20 protein-coding genes and 1 riboswitch are annotated in these 16,843 nt (G+C 42.3%); of the genes, 13 read left to right on the top strand and 7 right to left on the bottom strand.

Features of this window, described 5'->3' with window-relative positions; all coding sequences use genetic code 11:
• Positions 1 to 440 precede the first annotated feature (440 nt).
• The 5 genes from ACE41H_RS20320 to ACE41H_RS20340 all read left to right on the top strand — a co-directional run bounded on the left by ACE41H_RS20320 (position 441) and on the right by ACE41H_RS20340 (position 6,786).
• Entirely contained in the window at positions 441 to 1,208 is a 768-nt protein-coding gene (locus ACE41H_RS20320; protein ID WP_375357388.1) for a hypothetical protein, read from the top strand.
• Between the two features lie 652 nt (positions 1,209 to 1,860).
• Positions 1,861 to 2,730 carry a hypothetical protein gene (locus ACE41H_RS20325; RefSeq protein WP_375357389.1) on the top strand — a complete coding sequence of 290 codons (870 nt, stop codon included), beginning with the start codon at positions 1,861 to 1,863 and terminating at the stop codon, positions 2,728 to 2,730.
• 38 nt (positions 2,731 to 2,768) lie between these two features.
• Positions 2,769 to 3,962: a hypothetical protein gene (locus ACE41H_RS20330; RefSeq protein ID WP_375357390.1), complete on the top strand. Its 1,194-nt coding sequence runs from the start codon at positions 2,769 to 2,771 to the stop codon at positions 3,960 to 3,962.
• Positions 3,963 to 4,414: 452 nt separating this feature from the next.
• Entirely contained in the window at positions 4,415 to 4,864 is a 450-nt protein-coding gene (locus tag ACE41H_RS20335) for a hypothetical protein (protein ID WP_375357391.1), read from the top strand.
• Positions 4,865 to 5,298: 434 nt separating this feature from the next.
• Complete coding sequence (locus ACE41H_RS20340; protein ID WP_375357392.1) at positions 5,299 to 6,786, top strand: DUF8370 family protein; 1,488 nt, start codon at positions 5,299 to 5,301, stop codon at positions 6,784 to 6,786.
• Between the two features lie 31 nt (positions 6,787 to 6,817).
• Here ACE41H_RS20340 and ACE41H_RS20345 read toward each other — a convergent pair whose 3' ends face one another.
• Positions 6,818 to 7,195, bottom strand: coding sequence for a helix-turn-helix domain-containing protein (locus tag ACE41H_RS20345; RefSeq protein WP_375357393.1), 378 nt, complete (start codon positions 7,193 to 7,195; stop codon positions 6,818 to 6,820).
• A 157-nt stretch (positions 7,196 to 7,352) separates the two neighbouring features.
• Between ACE41H_RS20345 and ACE41H_RS20350 the strand changes: the two genes are divergently transcribed.
• From ACE41H_RS20350 to ACE41H_RS20370, 5 genes are all read left to right on the top strand, one after another.
• Positions 7,353 to 8,174 carry a hypothetical protein gene (locus ACE41H_RS20350; protein ID WP_375357394.1) on the top strand — a complete coding sequence of 274 codons (822 nt, stop codon included), beginning with the start codon at positions 7,353 to 7,355 and terminating at the stop codon, positions 8,172 to 8,174.
• Positions 8,175 to 8,589: 415 nt separating this feature from the next.
• Complete coding sequence (locus tag ACE41H_RS20355) at positions 8,590 to 8,931, top strand: hypothetical protein (RefSeq protein ID WP_375357395.1); 342 nt, start codon at positions 8,590 to 8,592, stop codon at positions 8,929 to 8,931.
• Between the two features lie 51 nt (positions 8,932 to 8,982).
• Positions 8,983 to 9,159, top strand: coding sequence for a hypothetical protein (locus tag ACE41H_RS20360; RefSeq protein ID WP_375357396.1), 177 nt, complete (start codon positions 8,983 to 8,985; stop codon positions 9,157 to 9,159).
• A gap of 48 nt (positions 9,160 to 9,207) precedes the next feature.
• Entirely contained in the window at positions 9,208 to 9,360 is a 153-nt protein-coding gene (locus ACE41H_RS20365; RefSeq protein ID WP_375357397.1) for a small acid-soluble spore protein P, read from the top strand.
• Between the two features lie 197 nt (positions 9,361 to 9,557).
• Complete coding sequence (locus ACE41H_RS20370) at positions 9,558 to 10,634, top strand: hypothetical protein (RefSeq protein WP_375357398.1); 1,077 nt, start codon at positions 9,558 to 9,560, stop codon at positions 10,632 to 10,634.
• 80 nt (positions 10,635 to 10,714) lie between these two features.
• Here ACE41H_RS20370 and ACE41H_RS20375 read toward each other — a convergent pair whose 3' ends face one another.
• Both ACE41H_RS20375 and tadA read right to left on the bottom strand, forming a co-directional pair.
• On the bottom strand, positions 10,715 to 11,281 hold the full coding sequence (locus tag ACE41H_RS20375; RefSeq protein ID WP_375357399.1) for a GNAT family N-acetyltransferase: 567 nt from the start codon (positions 11,279 to 11,281) through the stop codon (positions 10,715 to 10,717).
• 40 nt (positions 11,282 to 11,321) lie between these two features.
• Complete coding sequence (gene tadA / locus ACE41H_RS20380) at positions 11,322 to 11,783, bottom strand: tRNA adenosine(34) deaminase TadA (RefSeq protein WP_375357400.1); 462 nt, start codon at positions 11,781 to 11,783, stop codon at positions 11,322 to 11,324.
• Between the two features lie 381 nt (positions 11,784 to 12,164).
• Between tadA and rluF the strand changes: the two genes are divergently transcribed.
• On the top strand, positions 12,165 to 12,869 hold the full coding sequence (gene rluF / locus ACE41H_RS20385; protein WP_375357401.1) for a 23S rRNA pseudouridine(2604) synthase RluF: 705 nt from the start codon (positions 12,165 to 12,167) through the stop codon (positions 12,867 to 12,869).
• A 54-nt stretch (positions 12,870 to 12,923) separates the two neighbouring features.
• On the opposite strand, the gene motB is transcribed toward rluF, so the two are convergent.
• Together motB and motA are read right to left on the bottom strand one after the other, a co-directional pair.
• A complete protein-coding gene (motB, locus tag ACE41H_RS20390) occupies positions 12,924 to 13,769 on the bottom strand; it encodes a flagellar motor protein MotB (RefSeq protein ID WP_375357402.1) in 846 nt (281 codons plus the stop codon).
• Complete coding sequence (gene motA, locus ACE41H_RS20395; RefSeq protein WP_375357403.1) at positions 13,741 to 14,541, bottom strand: flagellar motor stator protein MotA; 801 nt, start codon at positions 14,539 to 14,541, stop codon at positions 13,741 to 13,743. Before motA ends, motB begins: the two co-directional genes overlap by 29 nt.
• 217 nt (positions 14,542 to 14,758) lie before the next feature.
• Between motA and ACE41H_RS20400 the strand changes: the two genes are divergently transcribed.
• Both ACE41H_RS20400 and ACE41H_RS20405 read left to right on the top strand, forming a co-directional pair.
• Positions 14,759 to 15,052, top strand: a complete 294-nt coding sequence (locus ACE41H_RS20400; RefSeq protein WP_375357404.1) for a hypothetical protein — start codon at positions 14,759 to 14,761, stop codon at positions 15,050 to 15,052.
• A 111-nt stretch (positions 15,053 to 15,163) separates the two neighbouring features.
• Positions 15,164 to 15,463, top strand: a complete 300-nt coding sequence (locus tag ACE41H_RS20405; protein ID WP_375357405.1) for a 4a-hydroxytetrahydrobiopterin dehydratase — start codon at positions 15,164 to 15,166, stop codon at positions 15,461 to 15,463.
• A gap of 73 nt (positions 15,464 to 15,536) precedes the next feature.
• Here the strand turns inward: ACE41H_RS20405 and ACE41H_RS20410 are convergent, their stop codons facing one another.
• Entirely contained in the window at positions 15,537 to 16,067 is a 531-nt protein-coding gene (locus tag ACE41H_RS20410; RefSeq protein ID WP_375357406.1) for a GNAT family N-acetyltransferase, read from the bottom strand.
• Positions 16,068 to 16,187: 120 nt separating this feature from the next.
• Positions 16,188 to 16,664: a C40 family peptidase gene (locus ACE41H_RS20415; RefSeq protein WP_375357407.1), complete on the bottom strand. Its 477-nt coding sequence runs from the start codon at positions 16,662 to 16,664 to the stop codon at positions 16,188 to 16,190.
• A 6-nt stretch (positions 16,665 to 16,670) separates the two neighbouring features.
• Positions 16,671 to 16,808: riboswitch (cyclic di-AMP (ydaO/yuaA leader) on the bottom strand.
• Positions 16,809 to 16,843 lie beyond the last annotated feature (35 nt).

Below are 16,843 nucleotides of genomic sequence, written 5' to 3' on the forward strand. Positions count from 1 at the left end.
CTGGAGCGATAGGAGTACTCAAGGGGTATTTAGGGAAATAAGGTAATAAAATATCAAGCCAATACCTTAACAATGCAAATTCCTATGGTATTGGCTATTTTATTTAAACTGTGATCTAAGCTGCATTAGGTAACACTTTTGAGCATAGGGGGAGGGGGTATGTTTAGATCAAAACGCGAAAGTGTTTAACAGAAAATTCCAGAGACAGTTCCACCACGACAGGCTCAGTATTTCAGATTTTCCCTTCCTAATTTCCCTTTATTATCTTATCTCATTCTATCGCTAAAGAACGATCTTTTCTTTTATGAGATATTATCCCCCAATGTCTCACATTATCTCATAACTTATCATAGTTCCTCATATGTTTTTACAAGGTCAAGCTTATCAAGTTAAAGAAATGTGCTATACTAAAGGTAGTTTATGTAAAAGGATGATGCTATTTGTCGGAGGATTTTTTCATAAAAGAAAGTGACTCACATCTGGCGACTATTGTCAGGTTGTTCGCTTTAGAAGGTGCGACTAAAGAAGTGGCTGTGTTAGCAAACGCTGAGTCATCTGTGGAACAAACCGATTACGACAATTATCACCGTGGGACAGCTTTATACACATTGTATCTTAAAGTTGCTATTGCTCTCTATGCTCAAATAGAGAATGAAATTGAAACGATTCAACAAAGTATTTCTAATAAACTCAATAAAGCTGTTGCCGTAGAAGGGCATTATTACAGAAATGTTGAGATTGCAGCCAAGCTTTCAGAAGACCCTCATTGGAGAGAAAAAGCGAAAAGTTGGCTTGCTGGCTCGCATATTAACAATCAGGGCAGAGTCAGATCAGACAACATTGCAAGTAGAATATCGGACGGTTTGTTATTTAGATCGTTGCCAGAGATACACTTCTATAAGGCATTAAAGTCGTTGGGTATTTCGTTTGCTCCCCTTCCAGTGTTTGTTAAAGGCGGGCTAACTTATAAACGAATTGAACCAGATTTTTTCATCATTAAAGATGGAGTAATGCTAGTAGTTGAAGTGGATGGAGATACAGTACATATTGAAACACCAGCAGAAGCGCATGATAGAACAACAATGCTTCTACATGAAGGAGTGAAGTTTGAACGAATCAAATCAAGTGAATGCGATACGTATGAAAAGGCGTTGGAAAGTGCAAGGAAAATTGTTGCTATAATTGAATGGCATAAAGCTTCTCGTTAATATTCTTCTTTCTTGCATTTCATTGTAAGATTGTGTTAATATCTAAACGGCGAATAACCCTTGAATCACGCATGGTTCAAGGAGGAGATAACTATTTTTTTAGAATTTGGGCTTTATTTGCTAGAGTTATGGCGTATTTTGAATTTATCTGAGGTAGAGATTCGATATTGGAAGCTATGTATCAACTTAATGTTAAGTCGGAAAAAGACAAAATAGATAGAAAAACTTACATGATGTAATACAAAAGACAAACTAAAACACAATTCATCGGTTATTCGCCTACTACCTGATTGCGGTCTGGTGGTGGGCGAATAAAAGTAAAAAATATAGAATCGCTAAAGAAAGTACCAATGCTATAAAGCGTAGGTACTTTCTTTTTTAATCAGTGCATGATTGGAGTGAGTGAAGAGTAATAATTCTACAGTGCAATAGTAAAGAAGTGATTAAAACATATTGAAATAGCATACTAATTGGCATGAATTTTAAATTAATATATAAACATATATGTATATTTATGTTGATTTTTAGGGTTGGGCATGGTATAATAATAGTAAGATGAATAATTGACCCGATACTTTTGTAAGCGTTTACATGAATGACTTTATAAATATGAGTAAAAGGAGATTTTACAGAGAATTGGATAGATTTAAAGATGAGAAAAACATCAAAACGCAGGTACAGCGAAAGCAAGCAAGAGTTACTAAAAAAGAGAGGTATGAATTGGAGTTTCAGAGAGGAGAGATTTTGCAGTGGAATAGCAGAAGAACTAAGATCAGGTGAGTTCGGCAAGGGCTTATCTAATGATGAAATGGTTGAGATGATAGCATTATTACTAATGTCTTGCAAAAACTCAATAGTACGTGTAAATGATAAAAGAAAAAAAACTTATTATCAAAAACCTCATCAATTCACAGATAAGTATGTGATGTTAAGTGAAATAATTCACAAGAAAGAGTTTCTTGAAGCTTGGATATACCATTACAAAAAGTATAAGGAGAAGAACATGAGATTGGAACACCGTCACACATTGGGAAGAATCGACAGTGACAAAGGGTATTTACTGAATAATATTGAGGCTCAGGCATATGGGGAGAATACTGCTCAAATGATGATTGAGCGACGCTCACAACCATGTATAGCGATTGTAGCTAGTAGGAGTGGGGAAATTGGCATCGTTATTGAATCGCCTAGTGTTGCGAATTGCATAGCCAGAATCAATGAATTAATGGGGCTTGATTTATCTAGGGGTAGCTTTAAAGGGAATCTGGGTGATGGCATAAGTCGATTTGATGGTAATAATTCCATTTCTATTATCAGCCGTGACAGGCTGCTTGCTGAGCCTGTGGTGATTGACATGGGAGTGACAATGCATAATGTTGTTGACGATATAAGCGTGAGACTGTCCATTTTGCCTGAAATTTCGGAGTGTGGTTGCCAGAAAGTGCGATTGCAAGTGGATGATCTAGGCATTGTGTATGCTGATTTCGTAGAGGAAGATACAGGCGAAAAATCTAGCCAATAAAAAATTAAAAATTCAATAATAAAGGAAGAGAGCGTAATATGAGTTTGTGTTTTAGCTATTTTGACGAGGACAAAATATTTGTAGCCGCAGATAGTCGTGTAAGTGTATCAGTTAATGGAGTATTCTATTTTGTCACTGACAAATACAAGAAGATCAGAAGAATTGGAGATAAGGTGATCTTTTTCAGCGGTGACGTTGATCTTGCTGAGTGGATATTCAACAGTGTGAACGAAAGAAGTACATTAAAATCTATCGAACAATCAGTGCAAGACAACTTTCATGAATTTAATATGAAATGTGCTAGTGATGATTCTGGATTCGTAATGAAGATATTGTTGATGGAACAAGGTAAGCCTGCTTATTTTTTTATGAACAGTCAGGATTTGAAGCTTCGAAAGCAAGGCAGCAGTAAAGGGCAAATTTACTCTATGGGTGCAAATCAAGGTGAAGCATTGGCGCATTGTCTAAAGATTAGAGAACAATTTGAAGGAATAGATGAAGCAATTTATAGGTCTTTCGAGTATGTAGCTGATGAAACTGTAGGAGGGACTTTGTACTGTTACATTATCTCGAATGATGGAATAGTGGAAGGTCAAGGAAAAATCAAAGATAATAAACCACTCAGAACATATAAAGGAAGAGTATTTCCTTATCATTGTGATCTGAGAGGCAATTTGACTGCATCAAATGTGAATCTAAGTGGTAATATCAATATGACAGGGGGAAGTATTAGCTGGGCGAATGTGGGTAAGCCAAGCTATACTGCAACCGAAGTAGGCGCAAGAAGCGCTAACTGGTTGCCTACTCCTGCTGAAATTGGAGCAGTTTACAACAACCAAACAGCGGTTTTTAATGCTTTGACCAACAATGGGACGAATCAAGGACTGTATATGAGTGGAGGCAATCTTTATATAAATGCTTCTTACATCAGGTCAGGTCTTATCAGTGCGTCCCTGATCGACACAACAAACCTTTCTGCTCAGAAAATATACCAGAAGGATTACCCTAATAATTATGCGGTGATAGGCGGCGCTTACGGCGATTTACAGCTGTTTTATCAGGGAAATAAATATTTCAGTGTCTACAATGGCTTAGACCATGTGAAACTCCAGCATAGAAATAGAGATTATCTTACCTTCTCAAGTTCGACTGGTAAAGCGCATCCCGTTGGAGGGTGGGATTTTAGTGGGGCAACAGTAACAGGCTTGAATACGCTTGCGGTATTTGGGTAGTTAAATGAAATGAGTTTAAGGGACAGTCAATATGGCTGTCTCTGTTCATATATTGTTATAAAAAGCAGAAGTATGTTCTAAATCGATAAATTACGTGGTATGATTTACTAAAGAATTAAATGGAAAGAGTCCTCTTATCTATTTTTAATTGTTGAACTCCTGGTAAAATAGTGCTAACGAATTTAGACGATTCTTAAATTAAACGGAAATGGTAGTGGAAATAGATGCTCTGGTATATTCTTATTTCACTTTTTCTTTTAGTAGTGGGTTTCATTAATTTACTAATTTCTTTGCGGAAGGTTGTGGTTGAAAATATCTATTATAATGACTTTTCAAATCACTATTTTTCATTTCTACAAAGCCTTCATTCAAACCAAATAGACTATAAAGAATATCAATGGCTTATCGTCAACTCACCCAAAATGCAAAGGAATTTAGGGATATTTGGTGTATTGAGTAATTTTATTGACGGTCGATTTCAGTACAGAAATCTACAAATACTTGTCAACTTATTGCCTCAAATTAGGGAGGCATATAAAACTACTCGAAGCTATAACGCATTAAGTTTTGATTTTGAAAGGCTAAACGGATTTACAAATGTAATTACAGAATCCTTACTCAGATATGAAGGAGATTTATCAGAAAGAGACAATGCTACTAGAAATAGATTGAAAAACCCCTTCATATGGTTAAGGGAAGGGGTTCAATGGGTAGTTACTTTACCAATACAACTGCTTTATTGGACTGGCGTTATTAATTACGTAGTGTTATCGAGATGGTCAAACAATTGGTTTGTAAAATTTTTGAACTTCCTGATAATAATAATTGGACTTGCAAGTTCAATTGTAACTTTAGTAACTGGATACAATCCATTTATTCAAATTATGAAAGAAATTAAATAGGAGATATTGTCTCGAATCAACCATGTCAAATTGCTTGATCGTGGTGATTTGATAAGTATCATTGAAGCATCCAAGAAGGATGATATTGAATCCTTAAAGGATAAAATCGAAGCAGATCCAAGGATGATTTTGGAGTCATGGAGTGAGGCGAATAGTGGTGCGTTACATGAGATTAGGAAGGATTATAAGGCTTGTTTTCTAGCATTGTAGTAAAGGATATAATTCATCACGTAGGATTAATAAATTGATTAATATTGATGGTAAAATTTTCAATTAAAATGAAATTAATTTTGTGTGTTTTCAAAAAAATTGAAGAAACTATGTCACGTTAGTGGCTCGGTTGAGAACCTGATTACATCGATTCGTGAGTCTATAAATCCCCATAGCATTCATAGCAAGTAATTACTCTTAATAAATTATAAGGGGCGATATTAATGAAGATCAGTGAGATATTTAACTTAGAAGTATCACAAATTCAATTGGATTTTGTGGATATAAACATAGATCAAGATTATCCAATGTATATAGACCCTTATTTGATTTCTACTAGAAGCGACCCTTGGTCTGTTGAAGTAAACAGAACTATTAAGAACTTTTTTTCCAAGGTAGCAGAATATATTAGAAATGATGAACACGAATTAGCGATTGAATTATTCCAATTTATGTCTGAACCAAAAGAAACATGCTTGGGTATAAGTAAAACTGGAACTAAAAATGGAAGAGGTGTTGGGGAAGGAAATGCAACAGATATTATTAAAGAGATAATTAGAAGCAAAGCAATTGAGACAGGAATCGTCCAGAATATAGAAGATATTATAGTATTCGTAGATGATGTTGATAAAGACAAACTTTCTGATATGACTACAAATATTATTAGGAAACATCTTATTGATTATACAAAAGAGCAGTGTGAAATATGGAATATTCCATTAACGACAAGTGAGACGTTACCTTATTGGGACCCAATTAGTGAAGATTGGATTACATCTAATGATGAATTACTTTTTTATAAAGAGCGTGAGTTATTATTAGTACCAAAAGCAATTGTAACATTTATTTCAGAATATAATGCACAGAAATATGGGTGGCATTATGTTGTAAGTAATGAAAGAGAAGAACATTTAAGAAGAAGGTCAGCACTTGTTAGATATAGAAAATATAAAAACGGTAGGGAGGAATACTATCTTCCTAAAACGGTTGTAGACAAGGATATAAGTAAAAGGATTGAAAATGGCGAATTTGAGAATAGAAAAGATTTTCTCAGAAAATACACACAAAGAAAACCTGAATTATTCGAGAGATTTAGGAAAACTACATCAGGAGCAGTGAAATCTCTCTCCAATGATGAAATTATGCAGTTTACTGGATTTGAGGACATAAATAATATTATTGATGCTCTTATAGTTAGTTTAGGCAATATCCCCATAGGTACAAAAACAGCTTCGGAATATCACAAGTTCATAAAATCTATACTGGAAATTCTTTTCTATCCGCATCTTAATAATCCAACAATTGAAGAAAAACTACATCAGGGCAGGAAAAGAGTAGATATAGTTATGAATAATATAACTCAGAAAGGGTTCTTTTTTAGACTGCAAGAGATAAATAAAATTTTTTGTCCTTACATCTTTATAGAATGTAAAAATTATGGAAAGGACATTGCTAATCCTGAAATTGACCAATTGTCAAGTAGATTTGCTTTTAATAAAGGGAAGTTTGGGATATTAATGTGTAGAACAATTGAAAATAAAGATTTGCTTTACCAAAGATGTTCTGACACTTATAGAGATGATAGAGGACTCATTATTCCTTTAGACGATCAAGATATTATCACAATGCTTGAATCAATCAAAAATAACGAGAAGGATGGCATAGAACAGCTACTTGAGAGTATTAAAAAGAAGGTAATACTTAATGGATAGCGTGAACGCAAAACGGCACTTAGCATATACTCTAAGTGCTGTTGTTTTTGGAATGCCCACTTCCGCTGAATGTATTAAGCATATCCTTTAATACTCTATAAACCATCTTCACTTCATCAGTATTCCTATCTTGAAGAAGAGCATAGATCGCTTGCAATGTCGCTTCTTTATCTGCTCTTTCTTCCAGAACATTCGTATCAGCAAAGTTGAAAATTTGCATAGGATTGATTTCTAAAGCTAGGATGATTTTTTCTAAGGATTCGATTGTTACGTTTCTTTCCCCGCGCTCCATTGAAGAGAGGTAACTGTAGTGCAAATTTGCCTTTTCAGCAAGTTGCTCTTGTGTCCAACCTCTTTGTTTACGTAATGCTCTTATTCGATTCCCAACAGCGTATAAAAACTCAGACATTATAACCACCACCTTAATGACAAGGTTAGGTTAGTTTTTATAGTGCAAACAGTTAATTATAGAGTTAGTTTTCGTTGATTATTTTACTTATAAGAACTATTATTATGGTTGGGAATGAAGTAATAGGAGAACAGAAATGGGAGTGGGGTGACTTGAAGTGAGGAAGATTTTCATTATTTATCTGCTTTTGATCGTACTTACAGCTTGTGGTTCAGAAAGTCATGATCGCCCACAAGATATCCGTCAGGAAGTATGGGATGAAGGGCAGCAAATAGTCATTACAGTAAAACAATATGTTGAACAAGAGATGAAGGGAGAATTAAAAGAATTTGCTCATGTTTCTGGAACATTCGGCAGAGTTAAGAGTAGAGATGATGCCACAGAAAGCGAGATTCAATTGGTTGAAGCGGTTAATGAACTATATCAGCAATCATTATTTTACGGAATTTTTGGAGAGGGAGTTGAGAATAACGAAGGATACTTTAAGGCGTTGAAGGAAGTCGAAAAAATTTATGGGGAAGAGGCACTTGATTATTCTAATTATGATGCAACTAAATTAGAGCCACTATTGATTAAAGTAGTGGGCGAGCAACTTGAACAGGATGAACAAGAAGAAGACAGTAGCCCTATTGAATTGTTCAAAAAGGAAAATCGGATAAGTCTCGATGCAAAGACTGTACAGTATGATATGCCAAATAATTTGGATAAATCATTTGTAATCAGTGGAACACTTGAGTTGGACGATTACTTTAATTATGGATTTGATGATGAAAAAGCGTATTTTTCTACTTTTATAATACCTGACGACGGTACATACTCTGATGGATGGAATTTATACTTTTCACGTAAGGATTTTGAAAAACTATTCAACGATCTTTTAAGTAGCGAGAAACATGTTATAGTGGAAGCGGTAATTCCGAGCTATCAGTATAAAGAAGGCGAAGGCAATATGGCTCTTGTAAAGAGAGGCCAATGGTGAATGCTGAAGAGTAACCACACAAGTGCTGAGAGCTATTTCATTCTCAATCGAATCACATCTTGACGCATACTTTTCAAAATAATAAGATGAAGTTATCCAACGGTCATGTACCGAAATAAACGTTATAACTCAGACCGCTGTAGCGGTTCAACAATAAAGTGCCATAAACTCAGTCAGTACAAGGGATGGCGGGCTTTTATAACGAGGGGCGGTCTTGAAAACCGTTAGGGGGCAACTCCACATGGGTTCGAATCCCATCCTCTCCGCCATTACACAATGAATACATAAGCTATCCGTTCTGCTGTGGCAGATGCGGGTAGCTTTTTTGCATTTCATTTATTGTTGTTTTCAGGTTGGCTTCATGCATAAATGATGCTCCTTTGCCGCACGTTAACAGTGCGGAGGAGGTGTTGCAATGAACAGAGAGCTGCAAATCGACCAGCAGCAATTGGTGGAAGCATGGCAGGAGCGCTTGCCGACCCTGATCGGACCTGGGGATAAAGCATGGGTGTCCGCAGACGAAGCCGATCCCAAAGCGCTGCGCATTCACATTGAAGTGGAAGGAAGACAGATGTACTCCTTTGATTTTGCTTGTGCCTATGTGGACTCCCGTGAAGTAAAGGTGAACCTGGTGGATGTGGAAAGCGAAGGGCGAACCGTCGATGAGCGTTCGGATATCATACAACAGTTAGCCGACGATTACACAAGGCATATCCATCAATGCGCCCAGGCGCTTCAGCAGCTGACACATGTCTGAACCTGAGCCTGACCGCGAAATTTCTAGCTACCTGAGACGGGGGTGATCTTCGTGAGCAAATCGAAAAAGGGAATGGATAAAAATCTGTCCAATGTTATTGAAAGCCTGGATAAGCGTCCTGTAAACAGCCATAACGCTCAGCAGCTTGAGCAGGACCGAAATGACCGCCGGCATCAGGATGCTCTGAACCACGATGCAACTGAAGATATGAACTCGACCCATATGTAAGCAAAGCCTAAACTCATACACCAGGATGGCATAAAGGAGGTAGAAATGATGAGCAAGCCGAAAAGCATGCCGGTACCTGAAGCACAGGAGACTCAGCAGCGTGACCGGGACCATGACCGGGGCATGCAGAAACCATTGTCTGGGTCTAAAAAGGTCAAAAACCGCAATCATGTGGACCACCATAATCCGGAGGGGTCCTAGTGATCTGAAGGCGGAGCTATATGTGATCAGCGTCTTAGTCGCAGACTAAGGCGCTTTTTTTGTATTCGGTTATCCGATAGTTTTACCAAAATGTGTTTCAAAAACATACAACTTACGTTATCATGTAAGATGTGTGCATTCTTTATTCTTTGTGTTAATGTACATCGGGGTTAAACAACGAGGGGAGAGAAAGAGTAATGAGTAAAAGAATTACAGCTTTGACGCTCACCATGATTCTTGTATTGACAGTCGCGCTCGTCGGCTGCAGCAAGAAGTTGGAACCGAAGGAAGCGGCTACAACAGCAGCAACACAAGCAATGACCATGACATCCTACGCAATGACCAGCAAGTTTACGATCAATGATTTGTCCTTTACGTCTACGGAGACGCAGAACGATCCAAGTGTCGGTATGGTTGTGAACATGCTGAAAAATGCTGAAATGACACTGGATGGTCTATATCAGAAAGATCCGATGCAGACGGAAATGACTCTTGGTATTAAATTAAAGGGTGACATGGCTATGGAGTTCTCCATTCCTATGGTCATGACTCAAGATAAAATGTACGTCAAAATCCCGAGCATTCCGTTCTTCCCGATGCCGGAAAGCATTGTAGGCAAATTCCTTGTGCTGGATCTGAAAGAGCTTGCGGAGGAATCTGGTACGGAATTTAATCCTGCTTCCATGGATCAGGCTAAAGCCCAGAAATTCTCCAATGAAGTGGTGGATGCGGTCCTGGCAGAATACGATGCTTCCTATTTCACGGATATCGCTCCTAAAGACGCGGCACTGCCGGAAGGCATCGACGCCAAACAGGTGGTTCAATTCAAAGTAACCAATGACAACTTCCAGCAGGCTGCAACGACATTTATCAACAAAGCGCTCCCTAAAGTGCTGGATATTATGTCCAAAGAAGAATATGCTGATATGCTGCAAGTGGAGAAATCCGAAATTGACAAATTCAAATCCGAGCTGGCATCGAACAGCGGCGAAGTAGCCAAGGATCTGGAAGAAGCGAAGAAATATCTGAAGGTAAATCAGTTTGATCTGAACACAGCAATCAATGCAGATAATTTCCCGGTATATCAAAGCCTGAACGCCAATGTTGATTTTAATGATCCGGAAACGAAGGAGAACATTAAGCTTTCTGTAACCGGCAGCGGTCAATACACTAAAATCAATGAGAAGCAAACCTTTGTGATTGGCATCCCTTCCGGCGACCAGGTGATTACAATGGATCAACTGGAACAGGAAATGTCGAATCTCGGATATTAATGTAAGGAACCACCCGGCCTCACAAAGGCAGGGTGGTTCCTTGTTTTCTGAGCTTATCGATGTATCAGTGCTTAGGGGTATCAGTTGTCTTGCAAAATGTCCTCTGCGAGGAGCGCATACCTGCGGTGGTCCTGCCATTCCCCGTTAATGCACAGCATTTTACGGGCGATGCCTTCCTCCTGAAAGCCTGCTTTCTGCAATACCCGCTGGGAGCCTTTGTTGTGCAGAAGTGTGGCTGCCTGCAGCCGGTGCAGACCCAGCGCTTTGAAGGAATATTGCACGATCAGCTGGATTGCTGCAGTCATATGTCCCTTTCCCTGCTCTTGCTGTGCCATCATATAACCGACATCGGCATATTGGGCAACTCCCCGTACAATGTTGGAGATCGCGATCGTCCCGGCAAGACGCTCATCTTCAAGAGCAAATATCCCGAACAGGCAGCCGCTTCCGCTCTCCTCGCTCTGGATACGCTGCATCAGGAACTGCTGCTGCCCAGCCAGCGTGAAGAAGCTTTCCTCCCGCAATGGTTCAAAAGGAGCGAGAAAATCCTTGTTGGCACACCGAAGCTCAAGCAGCGCCTGAGCATCCTCCAACCGAAGAGGACGAAGCAAAATACCTTGCGAGTGGTTATATAACGTTAAAGACATGATAAGATCCTTCCTTTTGCAGATTATTCTTACAGATTATTCATTTCCCGCGCAGCTTACGGAAGAAATCGGTCAACAGAGCTGAGCACTGCGGCTGCAAAACCCCCTGGATGACTTCGGTACGATGATTAAACCGGGGCTCCTGCAGCAAATTCATCAATGTTCCGGCACAGCCGGCCTTCGGGTCGGTTGTTCCATAGATCACCGTTGGAATACGGGATTGTACAATAGCCCCTGCACACATCGGGCAGGGCTCAAGTGTTACATATAGACGGCAATCCAGCAGCCTCCATGCGCCCAGGGTTTCACTCGCCTGCTTGATGGCGATCATTTCGGCATGAGCCGTTGCGTCATGGGTGGTTTCCCGCAGATTGTAACCACGGCCGATTATTTCGCCATTTTTTACAATAATAGCCCCGATGGGGACTTCCCCGATAGCTTCCGCTTTATTTGCTTCCAAAATGGCCTGGTTCATCCAGTATTCATGCTGCTCGTCTGTCACTGGGGATAAGACTCCTTTCGATCATTGAATTATCCAGCGAACAGGCATTCCGTTGTTAACATGATGTGCACAAATTTGTGGATAAGTATATACTTACCCACAGAGTTATGCACAGCCTGTGTAGAATTCTGTGCATTTGTGGATAGGTTGTGGACTATTTATATTGTAGGCAAACCTTATAAAAATAACAACCACAGTCCGCATTCGAACACCCAATAGAGGAACCCTCCGTGCCTCGTGGATACGATGTATGATGGTATTTGCTCAACAACGCCATCCAAGCTATGTCAAAAGGGGACACATCTTCATTGGTTGTGCTTGTACAGGGAAAACGTTAAAATTGTCATCAAGGATGAGATTACAGAACGGGGTGTAAGTCAGTTGCGTATCAATAAATTTATAAGTGAGACGGGGTACTGCTCCCGGCGTGAAGCAGATAAGCTGGTGGAGAGCGGCAAGGTAACCATTAACGGGGTCGTCGCCGTATTGGGGAGCCAGGCCGAGGAAGGGGACGATGTCCGTGTTCACGGGCAGCCCCTGGGCAGTAAAGCCTCTGGACATGTATATATTATACTGAACAAGCCCGTAGGGATTACCAGTACAACGGAACTTCATGTTCGTGGGAATATTGTGGATTTTGTCGGCCATACGGAGCGCATCTTCCCAATCGGCCGTTTGGACAAGGATTCCGAAGGTCTCATTCTGCTCACGAATGACGGTGACATCGTCAACAGAATACTGCGGGCGGAGGGCAAGCATGAGAAGGAGTACATTGTAACGGTGGATCGGCCGGTAACGCCATCCTTCCTTCAGGGCATGTCCAGCGGTGTCAAGATTCTGGGACAGCGTACCTTGCCTTGCGAGGTTACCCGCGTATCCGACAGCGTATTCCGGATCATTCTGACAGAAGGGAAAAACAGGCAGATCCGGCGCATGTGCGCTGCCTTCGGATATGATGTGAAGCGTCTGCAGCGTATACGCATTATGAACATTCATCTGGGATCGCTTCGCACAGGCGCCTGGCGGGATCTAACGGACCGTGAGAAAGAGGAACTGGGCCGGATGCTGAACTATAAGCTGTTATAAAATACGGAAAGGGCCGCTGACAATGATGTCAGGGGCCCTTTTTTGGCGTGGCTCTTAGTTATTTCCGCCAGAGGTTGCACTGATGACCTGGGTGCCGTTCTGATACTTGCGGATGATGGAAATCTCCACCCGGCGATTCTTGGCACGTCCGACATTCGTGGAGTTGGTGGTGGTTGGACGGTATTCCCCGTAGCCGATAGCGCTGAATTTTTGCGGATTGAGCTGCTTGTCCAGCAGCAGGATGCGCATGAAGTTCAAAGCACGGTCGGCGCTCAGCTCCCAGTTGGAAGGATATTTGCTGTTGGAAATGGGAACATTATCCGTATGTCCGGAGACAATAACATCATAATCCGGGAATTCATCCAGCAGAGTGGCAATTGAAGTAGCAAGCTTGCGGGCTTCAGGCTTAACGACCGCCTGTCCGGATGCAAACAGGGCATTATCAGAGATCGTAATCATCAATTGGGATTGGTTCAGCTTGGTGCTCAGCTGCTCGGTTAATCCGTTTCCTTTGATATATTGGTCTATTCGGCGTTTGAGCTTCTCCAGATCTTCCTGCTCGCGGCGGGCAAGCTCCTTCTGGAGCTCGCTGGACGGCTTGCTTTTCACAGGGTCCTGCACGGTTTCCTTATTCTTGCCCATATCCACGGAGGGATTTTCGACCGGGTTGGCGGAGGTATTATCCAGCACACCGCTTCCCCCGCTGAAGGCGGAGCTCATCGACTTCGCCATCTGTTCAAATTTCTTGGCATCCAACGAGCTCATACCGAACAGAACGATGAACAAGGCGAGCAGCAGGGTCATCAAATCGGAATAAGGAAGCAGCCAGCTCTCGTCTGCATGCTCCTCATGCGGCTCGTGTCTGCCTTTTTTACTCACTGTCGCTCGCTCCCTTCTCATCGGAGCTCATTTGAGCCCGCTCCGTAGGAGTGAGGAATACGGACAGCTTCTGACTGATAGCTATGGTGGATACACCGGATTGAATGGACAGCAGGCCTTCCACCATCATCAGCTTGATATCGACTTCCCTTTTGGACAGCCGTTTTAATTTATTCGACATAGGGTGCCATAATACATAACCCGTAAAAATACCCAAAAGTGTGGCGATGAAGGCGGCGGCGATCGCGTGAGAGAGCTTCTCCATATCACTGAGATCGGCAAGAGCTGCGATCAGACCGACTACCGCCCCGAGCACCCCCAGTGTCGGAGCATACATACCGGCTTGGGAAAAGATCAGCGCACCGGACCGGTGCCTTTCCTCCGTTGCATTGATATCCTCCATAAGCACATCCCGTACGAATTCCTGATCATTGCCGTCAATAATCATCCGCATTCCGCTGCGCAGAAAGGCGTTGTCGATCTCTTCCACCTTGGGCTCAAGGGCGAGCAGACCTTCACGGCGGGTAATGGAGGCCCATTCCATAAATGTAGTGATCAATTGCTGGCGGTCAGGCAGCTTTTGCTCAGTGAAAATAATTTTGAAAAGCTTGGGTACTCTCTTCATGTCCGACATCGGGAAGGCCATGAATACACTGGCGGCTGTGCCTACAAAGATAATCATGTAAGCTGCAGGGTTATTAACCAAATTGACGACAGGCGCCCCTTTGAGGATCATGCCGACAACCAGGGATATGAGCCCGAGTGCAAGTCCTATAATTGATGAAATTTGCATTGTACACCTCGTCCATGAGAAATTGGTAGAACATCCGGTCCGGCCAGGGGACATCCTTGCCCTCCAACGTATTTTGGTGAAACGGACTACCATATTTATCGACAAAAGCCCCTTTTTTTTTTAGGGGGATTTCACGGTATAATGAAGACAACGCTGTTAAATGACAATTTTGAGAACAGGATTCCAAATCCGGAATGGAGAAGAGTGGAGGGCTCACATGGGTGTTAGGCATGGAAGAGAATATGAACTCATTCTGAAGGAGTTGACGGACGCAGTAGGGCGTATTCCGGACAGTTACCTTTTTTTTGAAATGGAAGAGGAGGAATGGGAGCGTCTGGAGAGTGCGGAACGAGCTGAGGTTCAGGAAGCGCTGGCCGAGGATCTCTTTTACGCGCTTGGAGAAGAGTCTGTTATTACGGTCGGGAGCGGTGTCATCATTCATGACCGAAACCGTTACCGGATCGACATTCTGATCGGTGAAGAGGAGCTGACCTTCGTATCCCTCGTATAACATAGCCATTGGATTTCTCAGCGAAGCCATGGTAATATGAACACGGTCATAAGGGCTGGCCCCAATAACATCAGGAACGGCTTCCGTATCACGGAGAGGAGCAGGAATACTATGCCTTTTACATTAGAAGAAATAGAGGCTCATCTGGAGAGATTAGAGGGCTGGGAGCTAGAGGAGGGACGCTGGATTGTTCGGAAATACGTCTTTTCCAGCTTTATGAGAGGAATCGCATTCGTGGATGAAGTAGCCGGTATTTCGGAAGCATTCAATCACCATCCGTTTATTACCATTGATTACAAGACGGTTACGCTGCGCCTCACCTCGTGGGATGAAGGCGGGATTACAGCAGTAGATATAAAAGAAGCACAGCAGTACAATGAAGCATTCGAACACATGCGTTCGGAGGATTAATCCTGGATTAACCTTGCAACGGCAAATCAACGGACCGCAATAAGCGATCAAATAGCAAACGCCCTGGGTAGAGCTAAGACTCTGAATCCAGGGCGTTTGGTATAGGGTCTGCGTCTTCCCCGCTATTGTAGACCATACAATAAAAAGGCTTCATCCCGTCCGGAGTTTGCCGCTCATAGGCATCGGTAATGCGAAAGCCTGCAGAACGGTAGGCCCTGATGGCCCGTTTGTTCCAGACGAGGACTTCGAGGTCGATCTCATTTTGCGGCGCACGGCGCCTGGCTTCCTCAGCGATAGCCCGGACAAACTCCGCACCGTGTCCATGACCGCATAATTCCGGCCGCATTCCGAGCCCAAGACGGGTCACCTCTTCCATGGGAAAATATTGGGCAAACCCGCATAGGCCACCTGACTCATCCAATACAGCGACATATTGGGAGCTTCGCAGCTCCGGGTTGGCAAATTCGATGTCGAGAGCCTTCATCTGCTCCCAAGGCAGCCAGCCATAAATGTCATAGGGCGGTTTATATTTCCACTCACTTATGGCAGCTGCCTGCTCTTCACTCATCGGAACGATCTGATAGCTTGTTGATTCGGCGGACATATTTTTCCCCCTTACGTATCCCTTCTTAAAAAGGGTACTTCGGTTAAGCCTGTTTGGCAACAAAAAAAGCCTCAATTCCGGCGGGAATCGAAGCTGCTGAAGTTATGATGTAAATAATTTCTAATCAAGGGCAACAGATTCGTAAGTGGATGTACTCATGACACGTTTGGCACCAAGGTATCGATCAGCGTAGTAGCTTTCGCCCAACGAACTGACGGTGACACCACGTGATGAGGAGGAGTGGGCAAATCTGCCGTCACCTACATAAATCCCTACATGAGAAACTCCTCTTCCATTCGTGTTGAAGAATACCAGGTCTCCAGGTCTCATTTCATCCCGCGAAACAGCGGTTCCCGCTTCGAACTGGGTGGAGGATTGGCGGGGAAGATCAAGCCCAAGCTGGTCAAATACATAACTCGTAAATCCGGAACAGTCAAATCCGCTCAGCGTGGTGCCGCCTGCTCTATAAGAGGTGCCTTTGGCATCCTGGATGACCTGGTCCATTTTGGAGTCCGCATACACGCTTCCAGCGCCGAATGAAAGGCCCGCGAAGGCGATTGCTGCACTCATGGCTGCGATAGCTAGCTTCTTTTTCAAAAAAATACAAACCCCTTCCAACGCCTGCGAAGTTAGCTTAAGGGTTCGGTAGAAGGCTCCCCTATGATCCCTCTGATGCGAGATCAATTCACCCAAAACTGGTTCCCCCGCTTCCCGGTGCCGGGAATTCGGCTTTACTAGATGTGCACCTTGAAGCATATGATCGTTCATGAATAGGT

The organism is Paenibacillus enshidis, from assembly GCF_042136365.1.
GTDB classification, from domain to species: domain Bacteria; phylum Bacillota; class Bacilli; order Paenibacillales; family Paenibacillaceae; genus Paenibacillus; species Paenibacillus enshidis.